The organism is Pseudomonas laurylsulfativorans (assembly GCF_002906155.1).
In the GTDB taxonomy this organism is placed as follows: Bacteria; Pseudomonadota; Gammaproteobacteria; order Pseudomonadales; family Pseudomonadaceae; genus Aquipseudomonas; species Aquipseudomonas laurylsulfativorans.
In genome coordinates, this window is record NZ_MUJK01000001.1 from 102,473 (window position 1) to 126,812 (window position 24,340).

A 24,340-nucleotide genomic window follows, 5' to 3' on the forward strand; every position below is an offset into this window, starting at 1 on the left:
TCTGCCGTAGAAACCATGGCCGACTTTTTCAACAGAATCGGCCGGATAGCGACGGTCTGGCTCAGACCGTCGCGGTGTTGGTCAAACCTCTGTCTGCTCTACCATTTCCAGAGCATCATCGACCTCAATGCCCAAGTACCTGACAGTGCTTTCGAGTTCTAGTAGCAGCATTCATGGCGTGTCCTCCATGTTGATGGAGGACTAGGGTGGATCAGTCACAGGTAAGCGTCGGCGACCGAGGAACTAAACGGTTCTGACTGCCAAAGCTTTTTGCCGACGATACAGAATTGTCGTCGCCGTGAACCCGCACACCGCCGCGAACATCAGCCAGTAGGCAGGTGATGCCTTGTCGCCCGTGGCCTGGACAAGCAGCGTCGAGATTGCTGGGGTAAAACCGCCAAACACCGCGGTGGCCAAACTGAAGGCCAGTGAAAACCCGACCACCCGCACGTTCTGTGGCATGACTTCGGTCAGTGCCGCGACCATGGCGCCGTTGTAAATGCCAAAGAAGAATGAGAAGTACAGCAGCACGGCGAGCAGTCGTTCGAAACTCGCCGCCTCTGCCAGCCAGTGCATGGCGGGATAGGCGGTGAAGATGCACAGCAACGATATCGCCAACAACAGTGGCCGACGGCCAATGCGGTCGGAGAGGGCGCCGCCGATAGGCAGCCAGATAAAGTTGCTGATGCCGACCAGCAATGTGACCACCAAGCTGTCGGTGGTGCTCAGGTTCAGTACTGTCCTGCCAAACGTCGGTGTGTAGACCGTAATCAGGTAGAACGTGGTGGTGGTCATGGACGCCAGCAAGCCGCCCGCCAGGACGGTGCGCCAGTTGTCACGCATCGAGCGAAAAACTTCGCGAGTGGTTGGACGATGGCTGCGAGCAGTGAAGGCGGCGGTTTCTTCCAGTGAGCGGCGAATAATGAAAATGAACGGGATGATCACGCAGCCAATGAAGAACGGAATACGCCATCCCCAATCGGCGATCTCGGCGGCTTGCATCGAGGCATTGATCGTGTAGCCCAGCGCGGCCGCGACGACGATCGCCACCTGTTGGCTGGCCGATTGCCAACTGGTGTAGAAACCGGTGTGACCGGGGGTGGAAATTTCCGCCAGATACACCGAAACACCGCCCATTTCCGCGCCGGCGGAGAAGCCCTGGAGCAGCCTGCCCAACAACACCAGAATCGGTGCCGCCACGCCGATGGCGGCATAGCCCGGCACCAGGGCGATCAATACGGTACCGGCGGCCATGATCGACAGCGTCACGATCAGCCCCTTGCGACGGCCCACCTTGTCGATGTACGCCCCCAGCACAATGGCGCCTAACGGACGCATCAGGAATCCGGAGCCGAATACCGCGAAGGTCATCATCAGCGAGGCAAACTCGCTGGTGGCTGGAAAGAACGTCTGGGAAATGTAGGTCGCGTAGAACCCGAACAGAAAGAAGTCGAACTGCTCGAGAAAGTTACCGCTGGTGACCCGCAAAATGGCGCCCAATTTGGACCCCTTGGTTCGGGTTGTTGCCGCTGTCGTTTTCATCATGGCTACCGTTATGCTCACTATTGTTTTTGGAATGAGTGCTTTAACCGTCAGTCGCTGCCGGCGTTGATCGGGTTGGGTTGACGCTTCTCGATGGCGTGTTTGAGCAGCGCTGCGCTGCGGAATATTCCATGGGCGAATTTGCTGTAGGGCATGGTCAGGAAAAACGCCATGACCAGGCCGAGATGGATAGCCAACATCAAGCCCAACGCGCTGGTTTCACGCAAAGCCAGTAGCGCCAGGCCGCTTGCGCTAACCAGAAATAGCAGCGCGATGAAGCCGCGATCCATGGGTTTTTGGTTCTCATCGCCGTGCGCAGGGTTGCGCCGCAGGTTCAGCCAAAGAAGACCCGCCGGGCCGATCACCAGGCCGATGCCACCGGCAATACCCAACATCACCGGCAAGCTGAAGATCGGATAAGGCGCCGACCACTTCAGCAGATAGTGAAAGAGCGTGGCGACACCGGTGGCGGCGAAGCACAGCATGAAGCCGTAGAAGGTGAGGTGGTGGAATCGGCGGCGCCACAAGGTGAATTGATCGTCGGCGTTGTTGCAGCCTTCGCCATGGCCGCCGTCCAGGTATTTGAGCTTCGCGACGTTGGCCGTAGCCTCCAATGCAGCGGACGTTTTCAACGGCAGTGGCGCTGCGACCGGTGAGACGTTGCGCCAGAAGCGCCGCACACCCATGGTCAGGGCAAGTACCGCAAAGCCGAATACTGAGCCAAACATCAGCGCCAGGGTGTTATGCGGGAAAATCTTGTAGAAGTTGCCACCGGGAATGGCCGTGAACAGGTTGCCCATGAGCATCAGGGTCAGGCATAAAAACAACGCCAGTCCCCCACCGCAAGCCAGTGCCAGGGTCAGGCCGTTGCGCTGATACAACTTGCCCAGCGCTTGCGGCCAGGCGTACTCGGCGTAAGTATCCAGGCGCACTTTGGCCATGGCTTTGGGTATGTTGACGTCGAATTCGTGTGGGGCGGCGTACTGACAGGCGTGCAGGCACGCGCCGCAGTTATGGCACAGGTTCGCCAGGTAATGGATGTCGGCCTGAGTGAATTCCAGGCGCCGGGTCATCGCCGGAAATACCGCGCAAAAGCCCTCGCAATAACGGCAGGCATTGCAGATGGTCATCTGCCGCTGGACTTCACTTTCGTCAAGATTCAACACCGGGATCAACCCGCCCGATGCTTGGGGATCAAACAGTTGCATGTCGAGACTCCGTGTTTGCAGATGAAACGCCAAAGCCCACCGAAGCGGCCGCCTGCACACCGGCGATGCGGCCAAACGCGGTACCGATGGCCATGCCGATGCCGGCGGTGTAGCCCTTGCCCAGAACATTGCCGGCCATCATTTCTCCCGCGACGAACAGGTTGGGGCTCGCTTTGCCGTTGAAATGCACGGCAGCGGTTTCGTCGGTGGCGAGGCCGAGGTAGGTGAACGTGACACCCGGTTTAAGCGGGTAGGCGTAGAAAGGTGGTTTCACCAGTGGCCGCGCCCAATGGGTTTTGGCGGGCATCAGTCCTTGGGTGTGGCAGTCGTCCAACGCCGTGTGATCGAACGTGCCAACGCGGCAGGCGCTGTTGTAGTCCTCGACCGTCTTGACGAATTTTTCTTGAGGCAGCTTCAACTGACGGGCAAGGTCTTGCAGAGTATTGGCGGTGGTGCCTGGAAAGACCGGCGGCATGAAGCGGCCGATGGCTTGTTGATCGATGATCGAATACGCCTGCTGACCGGGTTGCCCGGCCACCAGACGCCCCCAGATCGCATAACGTTTTGGCCAGAAATCCTCACCTTCATCGTAGAAGCGTTCGCCATCACGATTGACCACCACACCCAGCGATACGCAGTCGATTCGGGTGCAGATGCCGCCGTCGTAGAGTGGCGCGCGGGCATCAATCGCGACCATGTGTGCTTGCGTCGGATCGCCGATCACATCGGCGCCAAGGTCGAGCATGCGCCGTAGCAAAATGCCGGTGTTGAATCGGGTGCCCCGGATCAGGAAATTGTCCGATGGCCATTCACCGCGTTCGTTCTGACCCCAGGCTTCGCGCAGCCATTCACGGTTGGATTCGAAACCGCCGGCCGCCAACACGCAGGCCCGGGCTTCAATGCGTTCGGCGGCGAAACGCTGACCATCGACCTCGTGTTCGCCCACATGGGCGGCGACGAATTTCCCCTCATCCAACTCGATGTCGGTCACTTGCGTGTTGTAGCGAACTTTTACACCCAGGCGCTCGGCGCTGCGGAAATACGCATTGATCAGCGCTTTGCCGCCGCCCATGAAAAATGCATTGGTCCGCGCCACGTGCAGCGCGCCGGACAGCGGTGGCTGAAAATGCACGCCGTGTGAACGCATCCAATCGCGGCAAGAGGACGATGCCCGAATGGCAATGCGTGCAAGTTTTTCATCCGTAAGGCCACCGGTGACCTTCAGCAGGTCTTGCCAGTATTCTTCTTCCGGATAGGCGTCGATCAGCACGTCCTGCGGTTCGTCGTGCATGCACCGCAGGTTACGGGTGTGTTGGGAATTGCCACCGCGCCAGATTTTCGGCGAGGCTTCCAGCAGCATCACGCTGGCGCCCGCTTCTCGCGCCATCAGAGCGGCGCACAAGGCAGCGTTGCCACCCCCTATGATTAAGACATCGATCATTATCGCTCCTCGATTTGCAAGGAAGCGGGAACGAAGTGCTCCTTGCGAGTGGGGAGAACGATAGGGTGGGGAGGGAGTGGCCGAAAGGCTGCTTTTGACGCGGGGTGTTTAGTTTTTCTAAAGGCTTTGTCGTCAGGCGATGTCCGGGGTGAAGGAGGGTTACGCGTCGACCCCTTCTATCCACGTAGCTCCAGGCCACTGTTTGTCGACGACCAACTGTCGCGCCACATCGACGATGACCATCCGCGTTGCCAGCGCCGCCGGAGAGAGTTCGTCGTCAGCCAGCGTCGCCAGAAGATTACGCCGGCCCACATGGGGATCGGCAATCCTGATCAGTGAAAGCCCGGACCCGTCTTTCAATGCAGCGGCCGCCCCCGGTTGTATCGTTGCTGCATGACCTGCCCGAACGGCGTTCATCAACACAGCGAGACCGTCGACTTCCATAATGACATTGGGTGTTAGCCCGACCCGCTCGAACGCGCTCATCAACGCCGAGCGCAATCCATGTTGCGCGCTGGGCATCACCAGCGGCAGGCCGCCGAGGTCGGCTAACTGCACGCTATCACCAGAAGGCGCTTGAGGCAGGCTGGGCGAGGCAATGACAAACAGCTTTTCATCCAGCAGCGGAGTCACGCTCCAGCGTTTGCCCCCTTCGAGTTGGAACAGGATAGCCAGGTCAATCTGCCTTGCGTTGAGCTGCGCCGCCAAGTGGCCGGAAAGCATTTCCACCAAATGCAGTTGTATGTCCGGATAACGCGCACGCATTGCGTTGATCAACGGCAACGCGAGCACTGTCGCGGTAGTCGGCGGTAAGCCGACGCTGACATAACCGCTCATTCGCCCGCGATGGGCGGCCATGATTGCGTTTTCCGCCTGGCGTAGCGTCAGTTGGGCATGGTGTAAAAACGCAAATCCGGCGCTAGTGGGCGTCACTCCAGTGGAGGTTCGATTCAGGAGGCGGGTGCACAGTTCGCTTTCCAGCTTGGAGATTTGCTGACTGAGGGCTGACACACCAACGTCCAGTTCAAGTGCCGCACGCCCCAGGCTGCCAAGCTCGATGATTTTTACGAAATAGCGCAGTTGTCTCAATTCCAATGTGGCTGCTCCCCGCGAATTTGTTATTCAAAATACCTGAACGTTTGCCACGCAAGTTACGAAGCCCGAAGAGGCAGCATTGTCGCAGGTTTGGGTTGACCGTTGAGCGCGTGCGCTTTGTCGAGGACTGGTAGCAGTTGACCCGAAGCTGTCATCGAGACTGTGGCCCGCGACCAGAACAGCGACAAACCGCACTGGCCGCAGAACTGACGAAGCACTGATTCCGAAGAGCGGTAAGTCGTGATGCACGCCGCGCCCTGGATGATATGCACGGGCGTCATTTTATTTCGTAACTGACGGCGGCGCAGAGACAGCTGCCTTGGAAAGTGCGGGTCATTTTTTAAGGCGGCATGGTAACCAACTGGGTCAATTTAAACGATTGGCACGGGGAGTGTCGAATGACTGCTTCTGGCTGTGGATTCAACCGGTCGACGCAACCGCAAGTGACTATCCATGCGCTTTCTTGAGCCCTTTCAAGCGCATATTCGCCCTTTGTACAGCGGCCATTTTTTCCGGCCGCTTCATGCGTTTCCACTTTCTGATGTCTTCTTTGCTTCGCCCGCAACTCACACACAGATCGCCACTGAGCTGGCAAACCGAGATGCAGGGATTTTCGATTTCTTTAGCCATGGTCATTCGCCCTTGGTCGCGCGTGATCGAGCCAGGCGCTTTTGCCAATTGCCTCCGTGAGTGCGCTGGCACTCTTCCTCGGAATCGAAGTAGACAGAGTGCTCTGATGCGCTCAGATCGATATTTGCCTCGTTAAACGCGAGGGTGGTCAGGTCATAGATGCGCGCCCTGGCAGTAGTCTGGGCGAGCCGTTGGTCCGTCAGCGTTTCGAACACCCAGGTGACCTTCAGGGTTTCGGCCAGAGCGTTGAGGTTAGCGGTGTGGGTGAGCCAGCTAAAGCCTTTGATTTCACCTTTTGCTGTTTCGCACGCCTCGGTGAGCGTAGTAATCAACCGGCGTTCGATCCGCGCCAGCTCACGTTTACTAGAGGGCATTGCAGGTTCCTTTGGTGACAATGAAAGGTAGGTGCTGAATCAGACCGGTCGAAACTCGACCGTCAGATGGCTGACTTCGTGAACCGGCTTGAGACGTTCACGAATGCTGTCGGCGTTCGCAGTGGCCTGACCAACGACGCTGACGATGGCCGCATGGGCTTACGGTCCAACCGAGATGCCGGCCGGCAAGCAGTGCAGCGATGGCCAGAACCACCCTCGGTGCCTATGAAGGGCTGGCGCTGCGTATCGTCAGGAGTTCGCCGATGATCGAGTGGCTGAGGCTGGTACAGAGTAACCGCACAGCCGTTATCTGTCTGTCACCCAAGGCTACCCACACCACGGCCGTTAGCGTTGAACACTCAACACTCATGGTTTTTCTGCGTGATCATCGTCAACGTGCGGAGCGTCCGTTGGCTTCTTCTGCGGAACGACAAAACTCACTGTCGTGCGGGTGAGGATTTTGTGAGTCGGGTCGGCCACTTCAAGCAGGACCTTGTGAGTACCGGGCGTCAGTCCAACCAGGATGATCGGGTCTTCGCTGGTGTGCGCCCATGTACCTTTCCAGTCGTCCACGGTCACGTGGAGGTGAGCGAGATGGGGTGACACATCAGCCGCCACTTTGCCGAACACCGGCATGATCCTGGCGTGTTCTGCTCGATACTGGATGATGACGACACCGCGGGCGAGTGGCTCGGCCAGCGGCGGGTAGGCAATGAGTGTGGGCGCTGCCTCGGATTCCAATGGCAGTATGGCCGGTGGGGAGTCGGTGTCTGCTCCCCCTTGTGCGCACACGGCGGTGCAAAAGAAGGCACCCAAGGCCAGGGCCAAGAGGTTTCCGGAAGCGAGGGACATGGCGTGTTTCTCCCGCATGAGTTCATTCAAGCCTAGACAAAGCGAGGGTTTCCCGGTGTTTATTTGAAATCGCAATTGCGCTGCAGTTGTGCCGGGCCCGGTGCCTTCGTTGCTCTGTGGCTTGAGTGACAGCCTGTCGGCCTTTGTCGCCGCGCGCGTATTGCTGGGCATCAGCGGCGCGATGATGGTCCCGGTCGGGAGCCATATGCGTCGGCATCGGCAACCGTTGCTGGCGCTGGAAGTGTTAGCCGTTCGCACCTTCAGCGTCAGCCTGTGGGGTGGGTCGATCTTTCGCATTGCCATCAGCACCTTGCCGTTTCTCCTGCCGCTGATGTTTCAATTGGCCTTCGGCCTTTCAGCGCTGGATTCAGGGCTTCTGGTGCTGGCCGTCTTCGCCGGCAACCTGGCCATGAAACCGTTCACGACCCGGGTGATGCAACGTTGGGGCTTTCGCCCGGTGCTGATGATCAACGGTGTCCTCGGCGTACTGGCGATAGCGGCCTGTGCCTCGCTGGAAAAACAGATGAGTTGGGCACTGGTCATATTCATTCTGTTTGTCGGCGGTTTGTCGCGATCCATGCAGTTCACCGCGTTCAACACCCTGGGCTTTGCCGACGTCCCCAAGGACCAGATGAGCGACACCTCAACCTTGTTCAGTATGTTCTTCCAGCTAAGCATGGCGATGGGGGTTGCCACGGGCGCGTTGCTGCTGCGCCTCTCGATGGGCATCCAAGGCAATGCCGGGACCGCAGGGACGGGCGACTTCCAGCTGACATTCCTGTGTGTCGCCAAGGGCTGCAACCGAGCCGTTGCAGCCCGCCGTTGGCGACCGGTTCAGCGCATGTGCACGTAGGTCCCCGGCGCCGCCTCGGCAGGGGCATAAGCCCGGTTGCCCAGTTTGGCGGGCGCCTTTTTGCGCTCGCCCGAGCGTGCCTGCACCCAGGCCTGCCAGTGGGGCCACCAGGAGCCTGCCTGTTCACTGGCCGCGTCCATCCATTCCTGAGCTTCTACGGGCAGGTCGCTGCCGGTCATGAAGCGCGCCTTGGGGTTGCCCGGCGGGTTGAGGATGCTCTGGATGTGCCCGCTGTTGGACACTACGAACTCGCCCTTACCGCCAAACAGGTGCATGGAGCGGTAGCAGGCGTCCCACGGGGTGATGTGGTCGCTCAGGCCTGCGATGCAGTAGAAGTCACTGGTGACCTGAGTGAGGTCTATCGGTGTGCCGCAGACTTCCAGGGCACCGGCGCGGGCGAACGGATTGGTCTGGTACATATCAATGAATTCGCCGTGCAGCGTGGCTGGCAGGTTGGTGGTGTCATTGTTCCAGTAGAGAACATCGAACGCCGGCGGCTCGTTGCCGAGCAGGTAGTTGTTGATCCAGTAATTCCAGATCAAGTCATTGGGGCGCATCCAGGCGAAGACTTTGGCCAGTTCGCGGCCCTCCAGCACGCCAGCCTGATTGGAGCGGCGCTTGGCTGCCTCCAGGGTCTTCTCGTCGGCGAACAGCCCGACCTGGGTGTCGGGGCGTATGTCCAGCATGCTGACCGCCAGGGTAAAGGCATTGATCTTTTTCTCGTCCAGGGCGGCGTAGTGACCCAACAGCGAGGACAGGGTGCAGCCGCCGGAACAGGCGCCGAAGGTGTTGAGGTCGGCGCTGCCGGTGATCGCCAGCACCGCGTCGATCGCTTCCTTCAGGGCTTCGACGTAGCTGGAGAAACCCCATTCACGCTGTGCCTTGCCCGGATTGCGCCAACTGATAGCGAAGGTCTGGATACCGCTGTCGAGGAGAAAACGGATCAGGCTCCTCTCCGGCGTCAGGTCAAACAGGTAGAACTTGTTGATCTGCGGCGGCACCACCAACAACGGACGCGCCTGCACTCGTTCGGTACGGGGCCTGTACTGGATCAACTCCAGCAAATCATTGCGAAACACCACCGCACCTTCGGTGATGCCCAGGTTGTGGCCCACCTCGAACGCTGTCTTGTCCACCTGGCTGGGCATGCCGCCGTTTTCGATCAGGTCACGGGTCAGTTGCGAGAAACCATCCAGAACGCTCTTGCCGCCGGTTTCAAAGAAGCGCTTGAGCGCCGCCGGATTGGCCAGGGTGTTGGTTGGCGCCATCGCATCGGTCAGCAGGCCAATGACGAACTGACCACGCTGAGCGTCCTGCTCGCTAAGGTTGCTGGTGCTGATCCAGTCGTTCATCTCCTGGCACCAGGCCAGGTAAGTCTGCATGTAGCGACGGTAGAGCGGATTGCGCTGCCAGGTGTGCTCGTTGAAGCGCTTGTCTGCGGCAGCGGGCTCGAGCTGCGAGCGGTCGAGCAGGATGTTTTTCAGCTCAATGCCAAATGCCGCCATATGCCGAGCGCTGTGCACGGGTTGCTTCAACACTTGTCGCAGGACCATGCGGGCAGTGCCGAGCAGGTCGCGCCCGCGAGGCCCGAACGCTGGGTTCAGGTTCAGCGTGTGCATCGCGGATTGCTGGGAGAGGTCTTTATCTTTCTTGTTCATTGTGACGCTCCGGTAAGGCGCCCAAGACAGGCGCCCGGATGTTATTGGGCAGCGGGCAGGCGACCGGGCTGCGTGCCGGCCGGGCGGGCGAGCCGCAGAAAGGCTGGGCGCGCCACGCAAATCCTGAGGAGCAGTCTATAGACGGGGGGGCGGGCAACCTTTCATTTGACGACAACGCTTTATCACTTCATGACAATCCATGGCCTTTGGTCCGGGATCGCCCCTGTACCGCCTTGTCATGAAATGCCCAGGTCGAAGGAACTCTTCATGGGATGTTGACGCAACTCGCTCCCTGACATTTCCCCGCAGCCACAACCCACTGTGGGAGCGGGCTCGCCCGCGAAGAGGCCAGCCCAGTCACCACCAAACCCCAAACAAGAAAACGCCCCGCCAGGCAAAACCCGGCAGGGCTATGGGATGACTAAGACCCGACGCTTGCGCGACGTTCGTCGCGCTTGACCATCCCTGGGCGCAACGCGAATCCATCAGCCTAAGCGATCTCACGCGTACTCCCTTGAAGGAATTGAATGTCGCGCTAAAAACGCGACATGAGGCAAGAAGAGAATACGAACTGACCTACATGCAGGTTACGTTTTGATTGAGTTGGCATGGCTGGGGAATAGCCGCTACGAGAGAAATAAATCTCATTACGCCATTTATCTGACGCTCGTCTGAAAATCGTCGGATAAATGACGTTTCGCGTTGAGCTTTTACCCTCCTGACCTAGGCTCAAGCCATGTGGGGTGGAGGTGCAGTCCATGCGCAAATTATTGATTGGCTCGTCGATGCTGGCCTGTCTGGTGGTGCTGGGCGGCTGGTTGAGTCGACCACAGCCGTTGCCGGTCAGGCTGCTAGAGGTTGAGCGAGGGCCGGTGGAGACGCTGGTGGCCAACACTCGTGCGGGTACGCTGAAGTCCTGTCGACGCTCGCATCTGTCCTTCAATGTCGGCGGCCAGGTTGCCGAGTTGCTGATCGGCGAGGGCCAGCGGGTCGAGCCGGGTCAGGTGCTCATGCGCCTGCGCCAGGACGAACAACAGGCCCGGCTGCAGGAGGCCGAGGCGCGGCTGGAGGCTCAACGCAACGCCCGCGAACAGCGCTGCCAGCAGGCTCATCTGGACCGGCGCGACCTCGATCGCCTGGGCCAACTGGCCGACCGCAAGTTGGTTGCCGCCGATCGCCTCGATCAGGCCGAGACCAAGGCTCAACTGGCGAAGCTGATGTGCAGTGCCAGTGCCGTGCTGATCCGCGAGGCCGACGCCAACCTGCAGTTGCAGCGTTCACTGCTGGAGCAGACGACCCTGCGTGCGCCATTCGCCGGCGTAGTCGCAGAAATCAACGGCGAACTCGGCGAGTTCGTCACCCCTTCGCCGCCGGGTATTCCCACGCCGCCGGCGGTCGACCTGATCGACGACAGCTGCCTGTATGTCGAGGCGCCGATCGATGAGGTGGACGCTGCCCGGGTTCGCCCCGGAACCGCCGTGCGGATCACCCTTGATGCCTTCCGTGGCCAGCAATTCGCCGGCCGCGTCAGCCGCATCGCACCCTATGTGCGTGAACTGGAGAAGCAGGCGCGCACCGTCGATGTCGAGGTGCGCTTCGACCAGCCGCCGGCCGATCTGGTCCTGCTCACCGGCTATAGCGCCGATGTCGAGATCCTCCTGGAGCAGCGCGCACGTGCTTTGCGCGTCCCCACCGAGACCCTGCTGGAGGGGCAGCGCGTGCTGCGATATGACCCGAGCGCCCGGGTGTTGCGCGAGGTAGCGGTGCAAACCGGGTTGAGCAACTGGCGCTGGACCGAGGTGCTCGCAGGGCTGGACGAGGACGCGCGTATAGTCGCCAGCCTCGAGCAGGAAGGGCTCAAGGACACCGTGTCGGTGATCCCAGTGGATGCGGCGGAGACTGAGAAATGATCCGCTTGCGCGGCGGCAGCCGCAGCTTCCAGTTGGGCGAGCAGCAGGTGATGGGGCTGGACGGCCTGGATCTGGACATCGCCGCCGGTGACTACATGGCGGTGATGGGCCCGTCGGGCTCGGGCAAGTCGACCCTGCTGAACATCCTCGGTTTGCTCGATGCGCCGAGCGCCGGCGAATACTGGCTGCAGGGCGAGGCCACGGCGACGCTGAGCGAGGCGCGGCGCGCCCAATTGCGCAGCCAACTGATAGGTTTCGTGTTCCAGTCCTACCACCTGATCGCACGGCTGACGGTGCTGGAAAACATCGAGCTGCCGATGGTCCTCGCCGGCATCGGCGCGGCGCAACGGCGCAAGCGCAGCAGCCAATTGGTGGCGCGCCTGGGGTTGGGCGAGCGCATTGCCCACCGCCCGGCCGAGCTGTCCGGTGGTCAGCGCCAGCGCGTCGCCATCGCCCGGGCGATGGTCATGCAACCGGCGCTGTTGTTGGCCGACGAGCCCACCGGCAATCTCGATAGCCAGGCCGGCGCCGAGGTCTTCAGCCTGCTGGAGGAGCTCAACGGCGAGGGTCTGACCCTGATAGTGGTGACCCACGATGCCAGCCTGGGCGCCCGCGCGCAGCGCCAGTTACACATGCGTGACGGGCGGATCCACAGTGCTGCGCCGCAGCGGGCGCTGGCCTGATGCGCGCCGCCGATGCCCTGGGCTTCTGGCTCGGCGCCTTGCGTGGGCATCGCTCGCGCAGCCTGATGCTGCTGCTGGCCATCGCTATCGGGGTGGTTGCGGTCAATCTGCTCACCGGTCTCGGCGCAGGGGCGCGGGCCTTCGTCCTGAACGAGTTCTCGCTGCTCGGGCGCGACATCCTGATCGTTTTCCCGGGCCGCAAGGAAACCACGGGGCGCATGCCGCCGCTCACCGGCCTGACGCCGCACGAGTTGACCTTGCAGGACGTCCAGGCCATCACCCAGTTGCCGGGCATCCGCCGGGTCGCGCCGATGCAGGCCGGGCAGATGGAGGTGATCGTCGGCAACCGCAATCGTGAGGTGCTGACCCTGGGCACCACCCGGGACTTCTTCGCCATTCGCCAACTGACGGTCGTCCAGGGCCAGCCCCTGCCGGCGCTGGACCCTGAGCAGGCCGAGGCCGTCTGCGTGATCGGCGGCAAACTCCGGCGCGAGCTATTCGGTGCGCGCCCGGCCCTGGGTGAATGGTTGCGCGCCGGCGACCGGCGCTTTCGGGTGGTCGGCATCCTCGGTGAACGGGGCGAATCCCTGGGGATGGATTTTGCCGAGATGTTGATCATCCCGGTGGCCAGTGCCCAGGCCTTGTTCAATCGCGAGGGGTTGTTGCGGGTGTTTGTCGAGGTGCGTGGTCCGAGCTTTCTCGACCGTAGCAAGCGGCTGATACTCGCCGCGCTCAAGGAACGCCACGAGGGTGAGGAAGACATCACCCTGATCAGCCAGGACAGCCTGCTCAGCGCCTTCGACGAGATACTCACGGTGCTGACCCTGGCGGTGGCCGGGATTGCCGCGATCAGCCTGCTGGTGGCAGGCATCCTGATCATGAACGTGACCTGGATTGCGGTGAGCCAGCGCAGCGCCGAGATCGGCCTGCTCAAAGCCATCGGAGTGACGGCGGCGCAGCTGCGCCTGCTGTTCCTCGGCGAGGCGGCGCTGCTCGCCCTGACGGGGGCGCTGGCGGGGCTACTTCTGGCCGAAACCTCGCTCTGGCTGGGGCGCCTGGCGTTCGATCTGCCGCTCTATGCACCCTGGTGGGCGCGGGCTAGCTCGGTGCTGCTGGCACTCGGCACGGCGCTGCTGTTCGCCTGGCTGCCGGCCGCTCGGGCCTCGGCGCTGGAGCCGGTGGCGGCGCTACGCCCGCCGGGAGCACACTGATGCGCTGGCAAGATGGTTTGCGGCTGACCAGCTCGGCGCTGACCTGTCGACCCTTGCGCAGCCTGCTGACCCTACTCGGGGTAGCGATCGGGATAGCCGCCGTGACGCTGCTCACGGCCATAGGCGAAGGCGTGCGCGGCTATGTGCTGGAGAATTTCTCGCAGTTTGGTACGCGGATCATCACCGTGCGCCCGGGCAAGACCCAGACCAGCGGCCTCGGCGGTCTGCTCGGTAGCGTACGGCCACTGACTATCAGTGATACCGATGCCCTGCGGCGCTTGCCGCATGTCGAGGCGGCGGTGCCGATCATTCCGGGCAGCGGGGATATCCAGTTCGGTCAACTGAGCCGGCGCAGCGACATTCTCGGTGGCGGCCATCAGCTGGCGCAGGCCTGGCGCATGCAGCTGAGCCTGGGCGAGTTCCTGCCCGTGGCCCGTGACGGTCGTTCGCCGCCCTATGTGGTGCTCGGCCATCAGCTGCGTGTCGAGCTGTTCGGTGCACGCAATCCGCTGGGCGAGCTGATCCGCGTCGGCGGCGTGCGTTTCCGGGTGATCGGCGTGATGGCGCAGAAGGGCCAGTTGCTCGGCTTCAACCTCGACGATATCGCCTACATCCCGGTGGATTGGGCCGAAAGCCTGTTCAACCGCACCGGGGTGGTCAAAGTCCATGTGGTGTTCGGCGCCGGCACCACTTCGCGGGCGTTGAGTCAGCAGATTCGCCAGGTGCTCGGCGAACGGCACGGCGTGGAGGACTTCAGTCTGACCACCCAGGACGACATGCTGCGCAGCTTCAACCGCGTTCTCGGCACCCTGAGCCTGGCCATCGGTGCCTTGGGGGGCATTTCCCTGTTGGTCGGCGCCGTCGGCATTCTCACCATCATGACGACCACTGTGGGCGAGCGCACGGCGGAAATCGGCCTGTTGCGGGCGATTGGTGCCAGTCCGCGGCAGGTGCTCGGGCTGTTTCTCGCCGAAGCGACGCTGCTGTCCCTGGCCGGTGGCCTGCTTGGTCTGCTGTTGATGGGCCTCCTGCTCGGGCTACTGCACCTGGCCATGCCGAGCCTGCCCTTGGCGCTGCAGCCGCTGTTTCTGCTGCTGGCGCTGCTGCTGGCGGCGGTGCTCGGCATTCTCGCCGGCCTGGCGCCGGCACTGCGGGCGGCCCGCCTGCATCCGGTGGCGGCTCTGCGCAGTGAATAGCGGTCAGGCCAATGAGCCTGACGGGCTAGCTGTACGCTGCGTGACGATAGCGAACACGCCGGCGCTGGGCTGGTGATTTTTTCGGGCTTTCACAGGTTTGGAGGTCACGCGGTCCCTTGTAGGAGCTGGCTTGCCAGCGATGGTCGTTAACGATACCGCGTGTAAACCGGATAAACGCGGCGCCCTTGAGTCCATCGCCAGCAAGCCGGCTCCTACAGGTATTGCGTGTTTCCCGGGATTGCGTGAAGAACCATTTTAATGGGTTGGCGGCGGCAAAAACTGAGTCCAACACCTGACCGCTTAGGGTCGATCCAAGTCATACAGCCAGTGCCCATGGCAGGATGCCTGCCTGGAATTCACCGGTTCGGTATGTGCTGTGGGCAAGATGAGGACTTAGTTAACCATCACCTCGTCCAGTGCTTGCTCGAGGGTGCTGACCGTGCGCTCGATATTGTGCAGCTTTTCGAGTCCGAACAGACCGATGCGGAAGGTCTGGAAGTCGGCCGGCTCGTCGCATTGCAACGGCACGCCGGCGGCGATCTGCAGGCCGTGGTTGGCAAATTTCTTACCGCTCTTGATGTCGGCATCATCGGTGTAGCTCACCACTACGCCCGGGGCCTGAAAGCCGGCTGCGGCCACGCTTTTGATGCCTTTGCAGGTCAACATTTCGCGCACCCGATCGCCCAGAGCCTGTTGTTCGCCGCGGACCTTGTCGAAACCGTAGGCTTGCGTCTCTTTCATCACTTCGTTAAATCGCGCGAGGGAATCGCTGGGCATGGTCGCATGGTAGGCATGTCCGCCCTGTTCGTAGGCCTGCATGATCTGCAGCCACTTTTTCAGGTCGCAGGCGAAGCTGCTGCTTTGCGTCTGCTCGATGCGCTCGAGGGCCAAAGCACTGAGCATCACCAGGGCGCAGCAAGGGGAGGCGCTCCAGCCTTTCTGCGGTGCGCTGATCAGCAGGTCGACTGCGCATTTGTGCATATCGACCCAAATCGTGCCTGAGGCGATGCAGTCCAGCACGAACAGGCCACCCACCGCATGCACGGCATCGCCGACGGCTCGCAGATAGTCGTCGGGCAGGATAATCCCTGAAGAGGTTTCAACGTGGGGGGCGAAGACAATCTGCGGCCTCGAAGCCGCAATGGCTGCCAGTACTTCGTCCAGAGGGGGTGGAGCGTAGGCAGCCTGGCGACCGGTGTCGACGGGGCGGGCTTTGAGCACCGTGGTGGCCGCCGGGATGTTACCCATCTCAAGGATCTGGCTCCAGCGATAACTGAACCAGCCGTTGCGTATCACCAGGCATTGCTGGTCGGTGGCAAACTGTCGCGCCACCGCTTCCATGCCGAATGTGCCGCTGCCCGGGACCACCGCGACAGCCTGGGCGTTGTAGACCTGTTTCAGGGTCGTGGAAATGTTCTTCATCACGCCTTGAAATGACTGCGACATGTGGTTGAGCGAGCGGTCGGTGTAGACCACTGAGTACTCGACCAGCCCCTCGGGATCGATACTGGGATATAGCTTTGACATGGGGTGACTCCTTTGGCAGGGATATCAGTGGTATCGACCCTGCCCTAAGCCTGGGTAAATGACCAGATTGCGCACAAGAGGATTGCTGAACTCAACGGCTTCAGGCGATGAAAAGTGGCTGGAAGACGCGCCTGCCGTCATCGCTATCGTCGCTGAACGAGCGGGCGGTCTATCAGGCAAATCCAGAACGCATTCACTTTTTCGCGGGTTTACCGCTGGCAGGGATGTGCAGGTACGACATCACGCTTTCAGTCAGTTCGGTTGCCAGTTTGACCGCTTCTTTATTGCGCGCCATCACGCCGGCGACCAGGCCTTCGATGAGGGCCAGCACGGCGATGTTGGAACTGGTCAGCACCGGGTGATCGCAAGGCGCGAACAGTGTGTGCTCGGCGATGCCGGTGAGCGGCGAGGCGGGTGAGTCGGTAATTGCCAGCACCGATGCGCCGCGTTCATTGGCGAAGCGTGCCAGTTGCAGGGTGTCGAGGGAGTAGCGCGGCAGGGAGATTGCCAGCAACACGTCCTGATCGGTGATCGCGGCCAGTCGGTACGCGGCATTTTCGTTGCCACCCTCCATGCTGATGGCTGTGGCGTCGGCACAGAAGGGCATCAGGGTCGAGGCGGCGAGGCCGGCGAAGTAGACACTGTTGCCAAAGCCCAGGATGTAGATTTTGCGTGCCGTGGTCAGGCGAGTGACGAAGGCTTCAAAGGTGTCGGCGTGGTTGTTGGTTGTCGCCGTGGCCAGGTTGCTGCTGGCGCTCTGGAGTTGCTCATGCAGGCCAAACGTGCCGCCCGGGCGATGGGCAAGTTCGTTGCGCAATTTGTCGACCGGCGAGACCATCTGCTGCAAGGTTGCGACCAGTTCGGCCTTCATGCCGCTGTAGCCACCGAGGTCCAGCGCTTTGGCCAGACGGTTGACGGCGGCGGGTGAGGTCAATGTTTCGTGGGCCATCTCTTCGATGGTCAGCGTCGCGGCCTTGAGCGGATGACGCAGGATAAAGTCCGCCACCTTGCGCAGTGACGGCGGCAGTTCGGAAACGATTTCCGTGAGTTTGCGCATGACCGGTGCGGCATAGACCGTGGTGTCTTTCGATGGGGTGGGCATATCCGGCTCAACAGTTCCTGAAGGTGAGAGTAGGGCTGTGCCTGATGCCCTGACGAGGTTGGCTGGAGTGTATCCGAAGCCAACGGGTCAGGGCAGCGCCGAGCAGTGGATGGGGTGGGCGGCGGTGTTACTTCAAGCTCCCGGCCAGAAACTGCTGGAGGCGTTCGGACTGTGGGTTGACCAGCACCTCACGTGGGTCGCCGCGCTCCTGGACAACGCCCTTGTGCAGGAACACCAGTTGGTTGGACACCTCGCGGGCAAAACCCATTTCGTGAGTCACCACCACCATGGTGCGACCTTCCTGCGCCAGGTCCTGCATGACTTTGAGCACTTCGCCGACCAGCTCGGGGTCGAGTGCGGATGTCGGCTCATCAAACAGCATCACTTGCGGTTCCATCGCCAGTGCGCGGGCAATGGCCACGCGCTGCTGCTCGCCACCGGACATATGCGCCGGCCAGGCGTTCATGCGATGCGCCACACCGACTTTGTTCAGATAGTGCTCGGCCTTTTCCCGTGCCTCTTTCTTGCAAAGGCCCAGTACATGCACCGGCGCTTCCATGACGTTTTCCAGGGCACTCATGTGTGACCACAGGTTGAAGTGTTGAAACACCATCGACAGCTGCGAACGCATGCGTTGCAACTGCCTGGGTTCGGCCGCCTTCAGCCCGCCAGACGTGTTGGCCACCAGCTTGAGCGGTTCGCCATTGAGCACGATGTTGCCTGCGTTGGGTTGCTCCAGCAGGTTGATGCAGCGCAGGAAGGTACTTTTGCCAGAGCCGCTGGAGCCGATGATGCTGATCACGTCACCGGCCTGTGCTTGCAGGGACACGCCCTTGAGCACCTGGTGCGCGCCGTAACTTTTATGCAGGTCCTGAACTTCAAGTTTGTACATGGTTTGAACTCTCTGGAATCAGTCGCTGAGCAAGCGACCCTGGCGAATGGGGGTAGAGCCTGCAACTTTGGCCAGCCACAACCCAGGCTGGGCAAAGCGCAGCCGTTCGCGGGCATAGAGAATGCCGTCGGTGCTGGCGCGCACCACGCTATGGCGGTCGGTCAGTGGGTCGATGACCTCGAACAGCGGATCGCCGACCTTGACCTGCGCACCCAGCGGTTGCAGAAAACTCACCACACCCGGATGGGGCGCACAGGCGTACTGCGCGCCGGCGAATGGCACGGCCAGGCAAAGGCTCGGCGGTGCCGCTGGCCAGTCACCGCTGATCAGGCCTTGTTCGGCGAGATAGCCGAGAATGGCTTGGGCACTGTCGACGCATTGCTCGCGTTCGGTGTCCGCCATGCCGCGCAATTCGATGGTGGTGGCCGTGCACGCCAGGGGAATATTGGCTTCGGGAAACCGCTCAGCCAGGCGTAGCCATGTAATTGCGCAGGCTTCGTCGAAGGCACTGCCGCCCGCATCTTCGGCCAATAACGTGACCCCGGCACCGAGGCGAGCGGCCAGGGACTGCAAGCGTGGCCAGTGTTGCGGCATCGCGTACAGCAACATGATCGATTCGAAATCGCAGTGCAGGTCCAGCACCACATCGGCGTCACAGGCATGCTGCAGCAACAGGCGGCGCAGGCCGTCGAGTTCCGAGTCCGCTGCCGGCATGGCGGCGAGGGCATCGCCCATGGCGCGGCGGATGAGTGCGATGTTGGCGTCGGCATCGTCTGCCAATCGGCCTTCGAGCAGCGGTGCGATGGCATCGACCAACGCCGGGAAGTCGCGATTGAAGTTCTTGCCGCTGGAGAACTCGAAGCGCCCCTGATGGGTGGCCTGGAACATCTGGGCGATCCCGATCGGATTGGCCATTGGCACCAACTCGATCACCCCGCTCAGGCGGCCTTGTGTTTCCAGTTCCAGCAGACAGCGCTTGAGCTCGACGGCGACGCGCATCCCCGGCAACTCGTCGGCATGCAGTGACGCCTGGATGTAGGCCTTGCGTGGTCCGCTGCCAAAACGAAACAGCGACAGTGTTCGTTCAGTGCCCGAGGCAGTCCACGGCAACAAATATTGAATGTGCTCCATAGCAGCTCCTTAGTGCTTGCGCGGTGCCAGGTACGCCAGCCAGCGGCGCTCGGCCAGCTTGAACAGACGCACCAGAATGAAGGTCAGGGCGAGGTAGATAAGCCCGGCGGTGATAAACGCCTCGAATGGCAGGTAGAACCGTGCGCTGACCGTGCGCGCGGCGCCGGTGATGTCGACGAGGGTGACGATGGAAGCCAGGCTGGTGGTTTGCAGCATCATCAGCACTTCGTTGCTGTACTGCGGCAATGCCCGGCGCAAGGCCGACGGCAGGAGAATGCGGCGGTACAGGGTCAGGCGTGACATACCCATGGCCCTGGCGGCTTCAATCTCGCCATGGTGGGTGGATTTCAGACTGCCGGCCAGCAGCTCTGCGCTATAGGCACTGGTGTTGATCGCGAAGGCAAGGCAGGCGCAAAAGGTGGCGCTGGAGAGGTAAGGCCAGAACACGCTTTGGCGTACGGCTTCGAACTGCGCCAGGCCGTAATAGATCAGGAACAACTGCACCAGCATCGGCGTGCCGCGAATCACGTAGGTATAGAGCCAGGCCGGGAAGTTGATCAGCGGCGATCGCGACACTCGCATCAGCGCCAGCGGAATCGCCAATACCAGGCCCAGGGCCAGGGAAATCAGCAGGACTTTGAGGGTCAACAAGGCGCCATTGAAGTACAGCGGCAGGTTTTCCCAGATCAGGTTGTAGTCGAGAATCATGGGCGGCTCCCCTCACAATTCGGCGGCTTTGATGCCAACCGAGTAGTGTTTTTCCAGATAGCGCAGCACCAGCAAGGACAGGCTGGTGAGCATCAGATACAGCGCCGCCACCGCGAGGAAAAACGTGAATGGCTCGTGTGTGGCATCCGCTGCGTTCTTGGCTTTGAACATCATGTCCTGCAGGCCGATCACCGAGATCAACGCGGTGGATTTGGTCAGTACCAACCAATTGTTGGTGAACCCGGGAATGGCGAAACGAATCATCTGTGGAACCAGAATTCTCCAGAACACCTGCGCACCGCCCATGCCATAGGCCAGGCCAGCCTCGGCCTGACCCTTGGGGATCGCCATGAAGGCGCCGCGAAAGGTTTCCGAGAGGTAGGCGCCAAAAATGAAGCCCATGGTGCAGACGCCGGCGATGAAGGGGTTGATGTCGATGTAGCGGGTGTAACCAAGCGCCAGGGCAATGCGGTTCACCAGGTCCTGGCCGCCATAGAAGATCAGCAGGATCAACACCAGGTCAGGAATGCCGCGAATCAGGGTGGTGTAGCTTTCCCCGAGCATGGCCAGCCATTTGAGCGGCGACAAGCGAAAGGCCGCACCGATCAGGCCCAGGGCAATCGCCAGGGACATGGAGGTCAAGGCCAGGTTTGTGGTCAGCCAGGCGCCATCGAGAATGCTCGATCCGTAGCCGTGGAGCATGATGAAGTTCCTCAAGCGAGCGCCGCGAGGCGCGCAAGACAAGCCCCGGGAGACGCCTGCAAAGGGCCGGCGCCGGGGGCAGGGGTAAGGCTTACTCGCCGTAGATATCGAACGCGAAGTACCGGGCCATCACTTGCTGGTACTTGCCGTTGGCGCGAATGGCGTCGATCGCGGCACTCAGGCGCGCAACGTTGGCACTGTCGCCTTTGCGCACGGCGATCCCGGCGCCCCGGCCGAAGTATTTCGGGTCGTTGATGTCGGGCCCTGTCAGTGCGAAGCCCTGGCCAGCCGGTGTCTTGATGAAGCTCTCATCGGTGTTGACGATGTCGGCGAGGGTGGCGTCCAGGCGACCCGAGGCCAGGTCGAGGAAAGCCTCATTCTGTGAGCCGTAACGCACCACGACGACGCCGGCTTTTTCCAGTTGTTCGGTGGCAAAACGATCGTAGGTCGAGGAGCGTTGTACGCCGAGTTTCTTGCCCTTGAGGTCCACCAATGGGTCATTGATCACGCTGCCGGCCTTCATCGCGAACTTGCCCGGTGTGTGGTAGTACTTTTTGCTGAAGTCCACGGATTTCATCCGGTCTTCGGTGATCGACATCGACGACAGCACGGCATCGATCTTGCGCACTTTGAGCGACGGGATCATGCCGTCGAACTCCTGGATTACCCACTCGCACTTGACCTTCATTTCTTCGCACAAGGCGTTGCCGATGTCGTAATCGAAGCCGCTGACGTTGCCCTCGGGTGTCTTGAAGGAGAAGGGCGGGTAGGCGGCTTCGATACCGATACGCAGGCTGTCTTCGTCGGCATGTGCCAGAAAGCTGAAAGCGCATAGCGCCAGAGCACCTAGAAGTTCTGTCTTGTTCATATTGTTGACTCCCTGGAGGGCATTGGGGGGGGAACGGGTGCCCGCCATCCGGGTTGGCGCGGTGGATCACTCCTGTGATCGGCGGGACTATAAATGACACAATAAAAATCCATTTGCAACACAACTGAAAAAAATCATATCAGTTCTGGGCGTGGCAAAACGCGCCAGTGTCTGTTGGTGCAGGCACTAGTGGGCGGTTTTGTGGGGTATCACAAGGATTGTTTCGGGGCGGGTGGCGAAGGTTTGGAGTGGGGCGAAGCAGGGGCGAATGGCGAAGAAATCTGTGCCATCCGCCCCCATGGTGCGGGGGGTATTACTGGCTGGAGCGAATGGCCCCGCCGTCAATCAACAGGTTCTGCCCGGTCAGGTAGCTCGCATGGCTGCTGCAAACGAAGGCACACAGCGCACCGAATTCCTCGGGCGAGCCGAAGCGTCTGGCAGGAATTTCGCGACGGCATTCGTCAAGGAATGCCTCACTGTCTTGCCCCAACTCTTCGGCGGCAGCGACCAGGTTGCCGCGCAGTCGATCGGTGTCGAATGAGCCTGGTTGCAGGTTGTTGATCGTCACATTGCGGCTGGCAATGTTGTCTTGCCGGGCAAGCCCTGCGATGAACCCCGTCAGGCCACTGCGCGCGCCATTGGACAGGCCCAGGCTTTCGATAGGGGACTTCACGGCACTCGAGGTGATGTTGATGATCCGGCCAAATCCGCGTGCCGCCATGCCGTCTACCGTGGCTTTGATCAATTCGATAGGGGTCAGCATGTTGGCATCCAGCGCCTTGAGCCAGGCGTCGCGATTCCATTCGCGAAAGTCTCCGGGGGGAGGGCCACCGGCGTTGTTGATCAGGATATCGAAATGCTCATGGGCCTTGAGCGCTGCCGTTCGACCCTCGGGGGTGGAAATGTCTCCGGCCACGGCGATGACCGTCACTTCAGGATTTATCGCCCTGAGCTGAAGGGCCGTTTCATTGAGCGTGTGTTCGCCCCGTGCGGTGATCACCACGTTCACGCCTTCGCGCACGAGTGCCTGTGCGCAGGCTTTGCCCAGGCCTTTGCTGGCGGCGCACACCAGCGCCCAACGTCCTGTAATCCCAAGATTCATGCGTGTGTTCCTGACAGAAAGAAGCCCAAGGAAAGTCGTTGCCTGGTCATGCGTGATCCACTGCCGCGGACAGGTTTGGCGATCGGGCTTCGATGCCCATGAAGCGCCGCACTCGTTCGCCTTCGGCATCGCAGCGTATGGTCTCAGGCGCGGCATCGAGTTGAATATTGCCGTTCTCCATGAAAATCACCCGATCAGAGATCGACATGGCGAAGTCCATTTCGTGGGTCACGATCAGCATGGTCATGCCTTCCTTCGCCAGGTCGCGGATCACGTTGAGCACGTCGTTGACCAGTTCCGGGTCGAGGGCCGAAGTCGGCTCGTCGAACAGCATGATCTGCGGTTCCATTGCCAGGGCCCGGGCGATCGCCACCCGTTGTTGCTGGCCGCCGGAGAGTTGGTGCGGGTACTTGTGGGCATGGGCCAGCAGGCCGACCTTGTCCAGCAGCGCGTAGGCACGATGTTCACTCAGCTCGCCCGGCTGGCCGTGGTAACGCGGAGCCAGGGTGACGTTGTCGAGAATGGTGCGGTGCGGGAACAGGTTGAAGTTCTGGAACACCATGCCGATGTGCCGCACGCCTTTGCGCAGGCGGGAGCTGTTGGGCTTGTCCGACGCTTCGATGAATTTCTCACCGAACAGCAGAATGTCGCCGGTATCGATGCTTTCCAGGCCGTTGACCGTGCGGATCAGCGAAGTCTTGCCGGAGCCGGATGGCCCGATGATCGAGACCACCTGGCCGTAATCGACATTCAGGTCGATACCCAGCAGCACCTTGTGCGTGCCATAGCTCTTCTGGATGTTGTTCAGTTGCAGGATGGGCGTTGTGTTGTTGCCGGCGGCCTTGCGCGCAGTGTCGGGCAACGCTTCGGCGCTGGCCTTGAACCTGGCGATGGTGGCCTCGTCGAGCGTGTGCGGCTTGCGGAAGTTCAGGTCCAGGTAGCGCTCCAGGCGCTGCAGGAAGTAGCCGAACACGGTGACGATCAGCACGTAATAGACGCCTACCGCCGCGAGGGTTTCCATGACCAGGAAGTTGGTGGCATAGAGGCGTTGGCCAACCGTGAGGATTTCGGTCAGGGAGATGACCGAGACCAGCGATGTCAGCTTGACCACGGTGATGTATTCATTGATCAGCGTGGGCAGCGAAATGCGGAAAGCCTGGGGGATCACGATCAGGCGTTGCATGCCGAACATGCCGACACCCAGCGCGCGCCCGGCCTCCTTTTGGCCCTTGGCCACGGAGATCAGGCCACCACGATGGATTTCCGCCATGTACGCGGCTTCCGTAACCACCAGGGCCAGCAAGCCTGCGTAGAAGGGGTTGGACAGAATCGGTCCGCTGCCGGGAAACAATTGCGGCAGGTTGTAGACGAACACCACCAGCACCAGCAACGGGATGCTGCGGAAGAACCAGATGTAGACCGCTGCAGGAATGCGCAGCAAGGGCGATTGGGATAGCTTGGCCGAGGCCAGGACAAACCCCAGCAGCATGCCGATGAACCAGGCCAGGGCGCTGAGCTGGATCACCGTGACGCAGGCATTCCAGAAGTCCGGCAGGGAGAACAGGGAGAAGAAATACGACCAATCGAATTGCATGGGACACCTCGATCTGCCGCCCCGGTGCAGGGGCGGCAGATAACCAGACTACAAGGACAGG

The 24,340-nt window shown here is 61.1% G+C and carries 21 protein-coding genes and 2 pseudogenes; 5 read left to right on the top strand and 18 right to left on the bottom strand.

Annotated features, from left to right (window positions below; genetic code table 11):
* Positions 1-243 precede the first annotated feature (243 nt).
* The 8 genes and pseudogenes from tcuC to B0D71_RS00485 all read right to left on the bottom strand — a co-directional run bounded on the left by tcuC (position 244) and on the right by B0D71_RS00485 (position 7,142).
* A complete protein-coding gene (gene tcuC, locus B0D71_RS00445) occupies positions 244-1,545 on the bottom strand; it encodes an MFS transporter (RefSeq protein ID WP_103392972.1) in 1,302 nt (433 codons plus the stop codon).
* Between the two features lie 47 nt (positions 1,546-1,592).
* Positions 1,593-2,750 carry a tricarballylate utilization 4Fe-4S protein TcuB gene (tcuB, locus tag B0D71_RS00450; RefSeq protein WP_103392973.1) on the bottom strand — a complete coding sequence of 386 codons (1,158 nt, stop codon included), beginning with the start codon at positions 2,748-2,750 and terminating at the stop codon, positions 1,593-1,595.
* The gene (gene tcuA, locus B0D71_RS00455) at positions 2,737-4,191 is read right to left on the bottom strand and encodes an FAD-dependent tricarballylate dehydrogenase TcuA (protein ID WP_103392974.1); all 1,455 of its coding nucleotides are present in this window, start codon (positions 4,189-4,191) and stop codon (positions 2,737-2,739) included. Before tcuA ends, tcuB begins: the two co-directional genes overlap by 14 nt.
* A 159-nt stretch (positions 4,192-4,350) precedes the next feature.
* Positions 4,351-5,286: a LysR family transcriptional regulator gene (locus B0D71_RS00460; protein ID WP_103392975.1), complete on the bottom strand. Its 936-nt coding sequence runs from the start codon at positions 5,284-5,286 to the stop codon at positions 4,351-4,353.
* A gap of 447 nt (positions 5,287-5,733) precedes the next feature.
* Entirely contained in the window at positions 5,734-5,916 is a 183-nt protein-coding gene (locus tag B0D71_RS00470) for a DUF1289 domain-containing protein (RefSeq protein WP_103392976.1), read from the bottom strand.
* A gap of 2 nt (positions 5,917-5,918) precedes the next feature.
* A complete protein-coding gene (locus B0D71_RS00475) occupies positions 5,919-6,290 on the bottom strand; it encodes a hypothetical protein (protein ID WP_103392977.1) in 372 nt (123 codons plus the stop codon).
* Positions 6,291-6,329: 39 nt separating this feature from the next.
* Positions 6,330-6,449, bottom strand: a pseudogene (locus B0D71_RS31625) (cation transporter); the annotation flags it as partial.
* A 207-nt stretch (positions 6,450-6,656) separates the two neighbouring features.
* Complete coding sequence (locus B0D71_RS00485; RefSeq protein WP_103393986.1) at positions 6,657-7,142, bottom strand: DUF6130 family protein; 486 nt, start codon at positions 7,140-7,142, stop codon at positions 6,657-6,659.
* 109 nt (positions 7,143-7,251) lie between these two features.
* Between B0D71_RS00485 and B0D71_RS00490 the strand changes: the two are divergent.
* Positions 7,252-7,932 (top strand): annotated as a pseudogene (locus B0D71_RS00490) (MFS transporter); the annotation flags it as partial.
* 44 nt (positions 7,933-7,976) lie between these two features.
* On the opposite strand, the gene phaC reads toward B0D71_RS00490, so the two are convergent.
* Positions 7,977-9,653: a class II poly(R)-hydroxyalkanoic acid synthase gene (gene phaC / locus B0D71_RS00495; RefSeq protein WP_103392978.1), complete on the bottom strand. Its 1,677-nt coding sequence runs from the start codon at positions 9,651-9,653 to the stop codon at positions 7,977-7,979.
* A gap of 758 nt (positions 9,654-10,411) precedes the next feature.
* Here phaC and B0D71_RS00500 point away from each other — a divergent pair.
* The 4 genes from B0D71_RS00500 to B0D71_RS00515 are packed head-to-tail and all read left to right on the top strand — an operon-like array spanning position 10,412 to position 14,653.
* Positions 10,412-11,563 (top strand): efflux RND transporter periplasmic adaptor subunit, encoded by a 1,152-nt coding sequence (locus B0D71_RS00500; RefSeq protein WP_103392979.1) that lies wholly within the window; start codon positions 10,412-10,414, stop codon positions 11,561-11,563.
* The gene (locus tag B0D71_RS00505; RefSeq protein WP_103392980.1) at positions 11,560-12,246 is read left to right on the top strand and encodes an ABC transporter ATP-binding protein; all 687 of its coding nucleotides are present in this window, start codon (positions 11,560-11,562) and stop codon (positions 12,244-12,246) included. Before B0D71_RS00500 ends, B0D71_RS00505 begins: the two co-directional genes overlap by 4 nt.
* Complete coding sequence (locus B0D71_RS00510) at positions 12,246-13,457, top strand: ABC transporter permease (RefSeq protein WP_103392981.1); 1,212 nt, start codon at positions 12,246-12,248, stop codon at positions 13,455-13,457. The genes B0D71_RS00505 and B0D71_RS00510 overlap by 1 nt, the downstream gene beginning before the upstream one ends.
* Positions 13,457-14,653 carry an ABC transporter permease gene (locus B0D71_RS00515; RefSeq protein ID WP_103392982.1) on the top strand — a complete coding sequence of 399 codons (1,197 nt, stop codon included), beginning with the start codon at positions 13,457-13,459 and terminating at the stop codon, positions 14,651-14,653. Before B0D71_RS00510 ends, B0D71_RS00515 begins: the two co-directional genes overlap by 1 nt.
* A 393-nt stretch (positions 14,654-15,046) precedes the next feature.
* On the opposite strand, the gene B0D71_RS00520 is transcribed toward B0D71_RS00515, so the two are convergent.
* The 9 genes from B0D71_RS00520 to B0D71_RS00560 form a co-directional block, all read right to left on the bottom strand.
* The gene (locus tag B0D71_RS00520; protein WP_103392983.1) at positions 15,047-16,180 is read right to left on the bottom strand and encodes a pyridoxal-phosphate-dependent aminotransferase family protein; all 1,134 of its coding nucleotides are present in this window, start codon (positions 16,178-16,180) and stop codon (positions 15,047-15,049) included.
* Positions 16,181-16,373: 193 nt separating this feature from the next.
* Entirely contained in the window at positions 16,374-17,282 is a 909-nt protein-coding gene (locus B0D71_RS00525; protein WP_103392984.1) for a MurR/RpiR family transcriptional regulator, read from the bottom strand.
* Positions 17,283-17,409: 127 nt separating this feature from the next.
* Positions 17,410-18,174 carry an ABC transporter ATP-binding protein gene (locus B0D71_RS00530; RefSeq protein ID WP_103392985.1) on the bottom strand — a complete coding sequence of 255 codons (765 nt, stop codon included), beginning with the start codon at positions 18,172-18,174 and terminating at the stop codon, positions 17,410-17,412.
* Between the two features lie 18 nt (positions 18,175-18,192).
* Positions 18,193-19,305 carry a succinylglutamate desuccinylase/aspartoacylase family protein gene (locus B0D71_RS00535; protein ID WP_103392986.1) on the bottom strand — a complete coding sequence of 371 codons (1,113 nt, stop codon included), beginning with the start codon at positions 19,303-19,305 and terminating at the stop codon, positions 18,193-18,195.
* Between the two features lie 9 nt (positions 19,306-19,314).
* Positions 19,315-20,013, bottom strand: a complete 699-nt coding sequence (locus B0D71_RS00540) for an ABC transporter permease (RefSeq protein WP_103392987.1) — start codon at positions 20,011-20,013, stop codon at positions 19,315-19,317.
* A gap of 12 nt (positions 20,014-20,025) precedes the next feature.
* On the bottom strand, positions 20,026-20,715 hold the full coding sequence (locus tag B0D71_RS00545) for an ABC transporter permease (RefSeq protein ID WP_103392988.1): 690 nt from the start codon (positions 20,713-20,715) through the stop codon (positions 20,026-20,028).
* 91 nt (positions 20,716-20,806) lie between these two features.
* Complete coding sequence (locus B0D71_RS00550; protein WP_103392989.1) at positions 20,807-21,583, bottom strand: ABC transporter substrate-binding protein; 777 nt, start codon at positions 21,581-21,583, stop codon at positions 20,807-20,809.
* Between the two features lie 313 nt (positions 21,584-21,896).
* The gene (locus B0D71_RS00555; RefSeq protein WP_103392990.1) at positions 21,897-22,685 is read right to left on the bottom strand and encodes an SDR family oxidoreductase; all 789 of its coding nucleotides are present in this window, start codon (positions 22,683-22,685) and stop codon (positions 21,897-21,899) included.
* A gap of 46 nt (positions 22,686-22,731) precedes the next feature.
* Positions 22,732-24,279: an amino acid ABC transporter permease/ATP-binding protein gene (locus tag B0D71_RS00560; protein ID WP_103392991.1), complete on the bottom strand. Its 1,548-nt coding sequence runs from the start codon at positions 24,277-24,279 to the stop codon at positions 22,732-22,734.
* Between the last annotated feature and the right edge of the window lie 61 nt (positions 24,280-24,340).

What these genes read in the sequence shown, in the direction of transcription:
- tcuC (WP_103392972.1), bottom strand. Translation starts at nt 1,545, where the DNA reads ATGATGAAAACGACAGCGGCAACAACCCGAACCAAGGGGTCCAAATTG.
- tcuB (WP_103392973.1), bottom strand. Translation starts at nt 2,750, where the DNA reads ATGCAACTGTTTGATCCCCAAGCATCGGGCGGGTTGATCCCGGTGTTG.
- tcuA (WP_103392974.1), bottom strand. Translation starts at nt 4,191, where the DNA reads ATGATCGATGTCTTAATCATAGGGGGTGGCAACGCTGCCTTGTGCGCC.
- B0D71_RS00470 (WP_103392976.1), bottom strand. Translation starts at nt 5,916, where the DNA reads ATGGCTAAAGAAATCGAAAATCCCTGCATCTCGGTTTGCCAGCTCAGT.
- B0D71_RS00475 (WP_103392977.1), bottom strand. Translation starts at nt 6,290, where the DNA reads ATGCCCTCTAGTAAACGTGAGCTGGCGCGGATCGAACGCCGGTTGATT.
- B0D71_RS00485 (WP_103393986.1), bottom strand. Translation starts at nt 7,142, where the DNA reads ATGTCCCTCGCTTCCGGAAACCTCTTGGCCCTGGCCTTGGGTGCCTTC.
- phaC (WP_103392978.1), bottom strand. Translation starts at nt 9,653, where the DNA reads ATGAACAAGAAAGATAAAGACCTCTCCCAGCAATCCGCGATGCACACG.
- B0D71_RS00500 (WP_103392979.1), top strand. Translation starts at nt 10,412, where the DNA reads ATGCGCAAATTATTGATTGGCTCGTCGATGCTGGCCTGTCTGGTGGTG.
- B0D71_RS00505 (WP_103392980.1), top strand. Translation starts at nt 11,560, where the DNA reads ATGATCCGCTTGCGCGGCGGCAGCCGCAGCTTCCAGTTGGGCGAGCAG.
- B0D71_RS00510 (WP_103392981.1), top strand. Translation starts at nt 12,246, where the DNA reads ATGCGCGCCGCCGATGCCCTGGGCTTCTGGCTCGGCGCCTTGCGTGGG.
- B0D71_RS00515 (WP_103392982.1), top strand. Translation starts at nt 13,457, where the DNA reads ATGCGCTGGCAAGATGGTTTGCGGCTGACCAGCTCGGCGCTGACCTGT.
- B0D71_RS00520 (WP_103392983.1), bottom strand. Translation starts at nt 16,180, where the DNA reads ATGTCAAAGCTATATCCCAGTATCGATCCCGAGGGGCTGGTCGAGTAC.
- B0D71_RS00525 (WP_103392984.1), bottom strand. Translation starts at nt 17,282, where the DNA reads ATGCCCACCCCATCGAAAGACACCACGGTCTATGCCGCACCGGTCATG.
- B0D71_RS00530 (WP_103392985.1), bottom strand. Translation starts at nt 18,174, where the DNA reads ATGTACAAACTTGAAGTTCAGGACCTGCATAAAAGTTACGGCGCGCAC.
- B0D71_RS00535 (WP_103392986.1), bottom strand. Translation starts at nt 19,305, where the DNA reads ATGGAGCACATTCAATATTTGTTGCCGTGGACTGCCTCGGGCACTGAA.
- B0D71_RS00540 (WP_103392987.1), bottom strand. Translation starts at nt 20,013, where the DNA reads ATGATTCTCGACTACAACCTGATCTGGGAAAACCTGCCGCTGTACTTC.
- B0D71_RS00545 (WP_103392988.1), bottom strand. Translation starts at nt 20,715, where the DNA reads ATGCTCCACGGCTACGGATCGAGCATTCTCGATGGCGCCTGGCTGACC.
- B0D71_RS00550 (WP_103392989.1), bottom strand. Translation starts at nt 21,583, where the DNA reads ATGAACAAGACAGAACTTCTAGGTGCTCTGGCGCTATGCGCTTTCAGC.
- B0D71_RS00555 (WP_103392990.1), bottom strand. Translation starts at nt 22,685, where the DNA reads ATGAATCTTGGGATTACAGGACGTTGGGCGCTGGTGTGCGCCGCCAGC.
- B0D71_RS00560 (WP_103392991.1), bottom strand. Translation starts at nt 24,279, where the DNA reads ATGCAATTCGATTGGTCGTATTTCTTCTCCCTGTTCTCCCTGCCGGAC.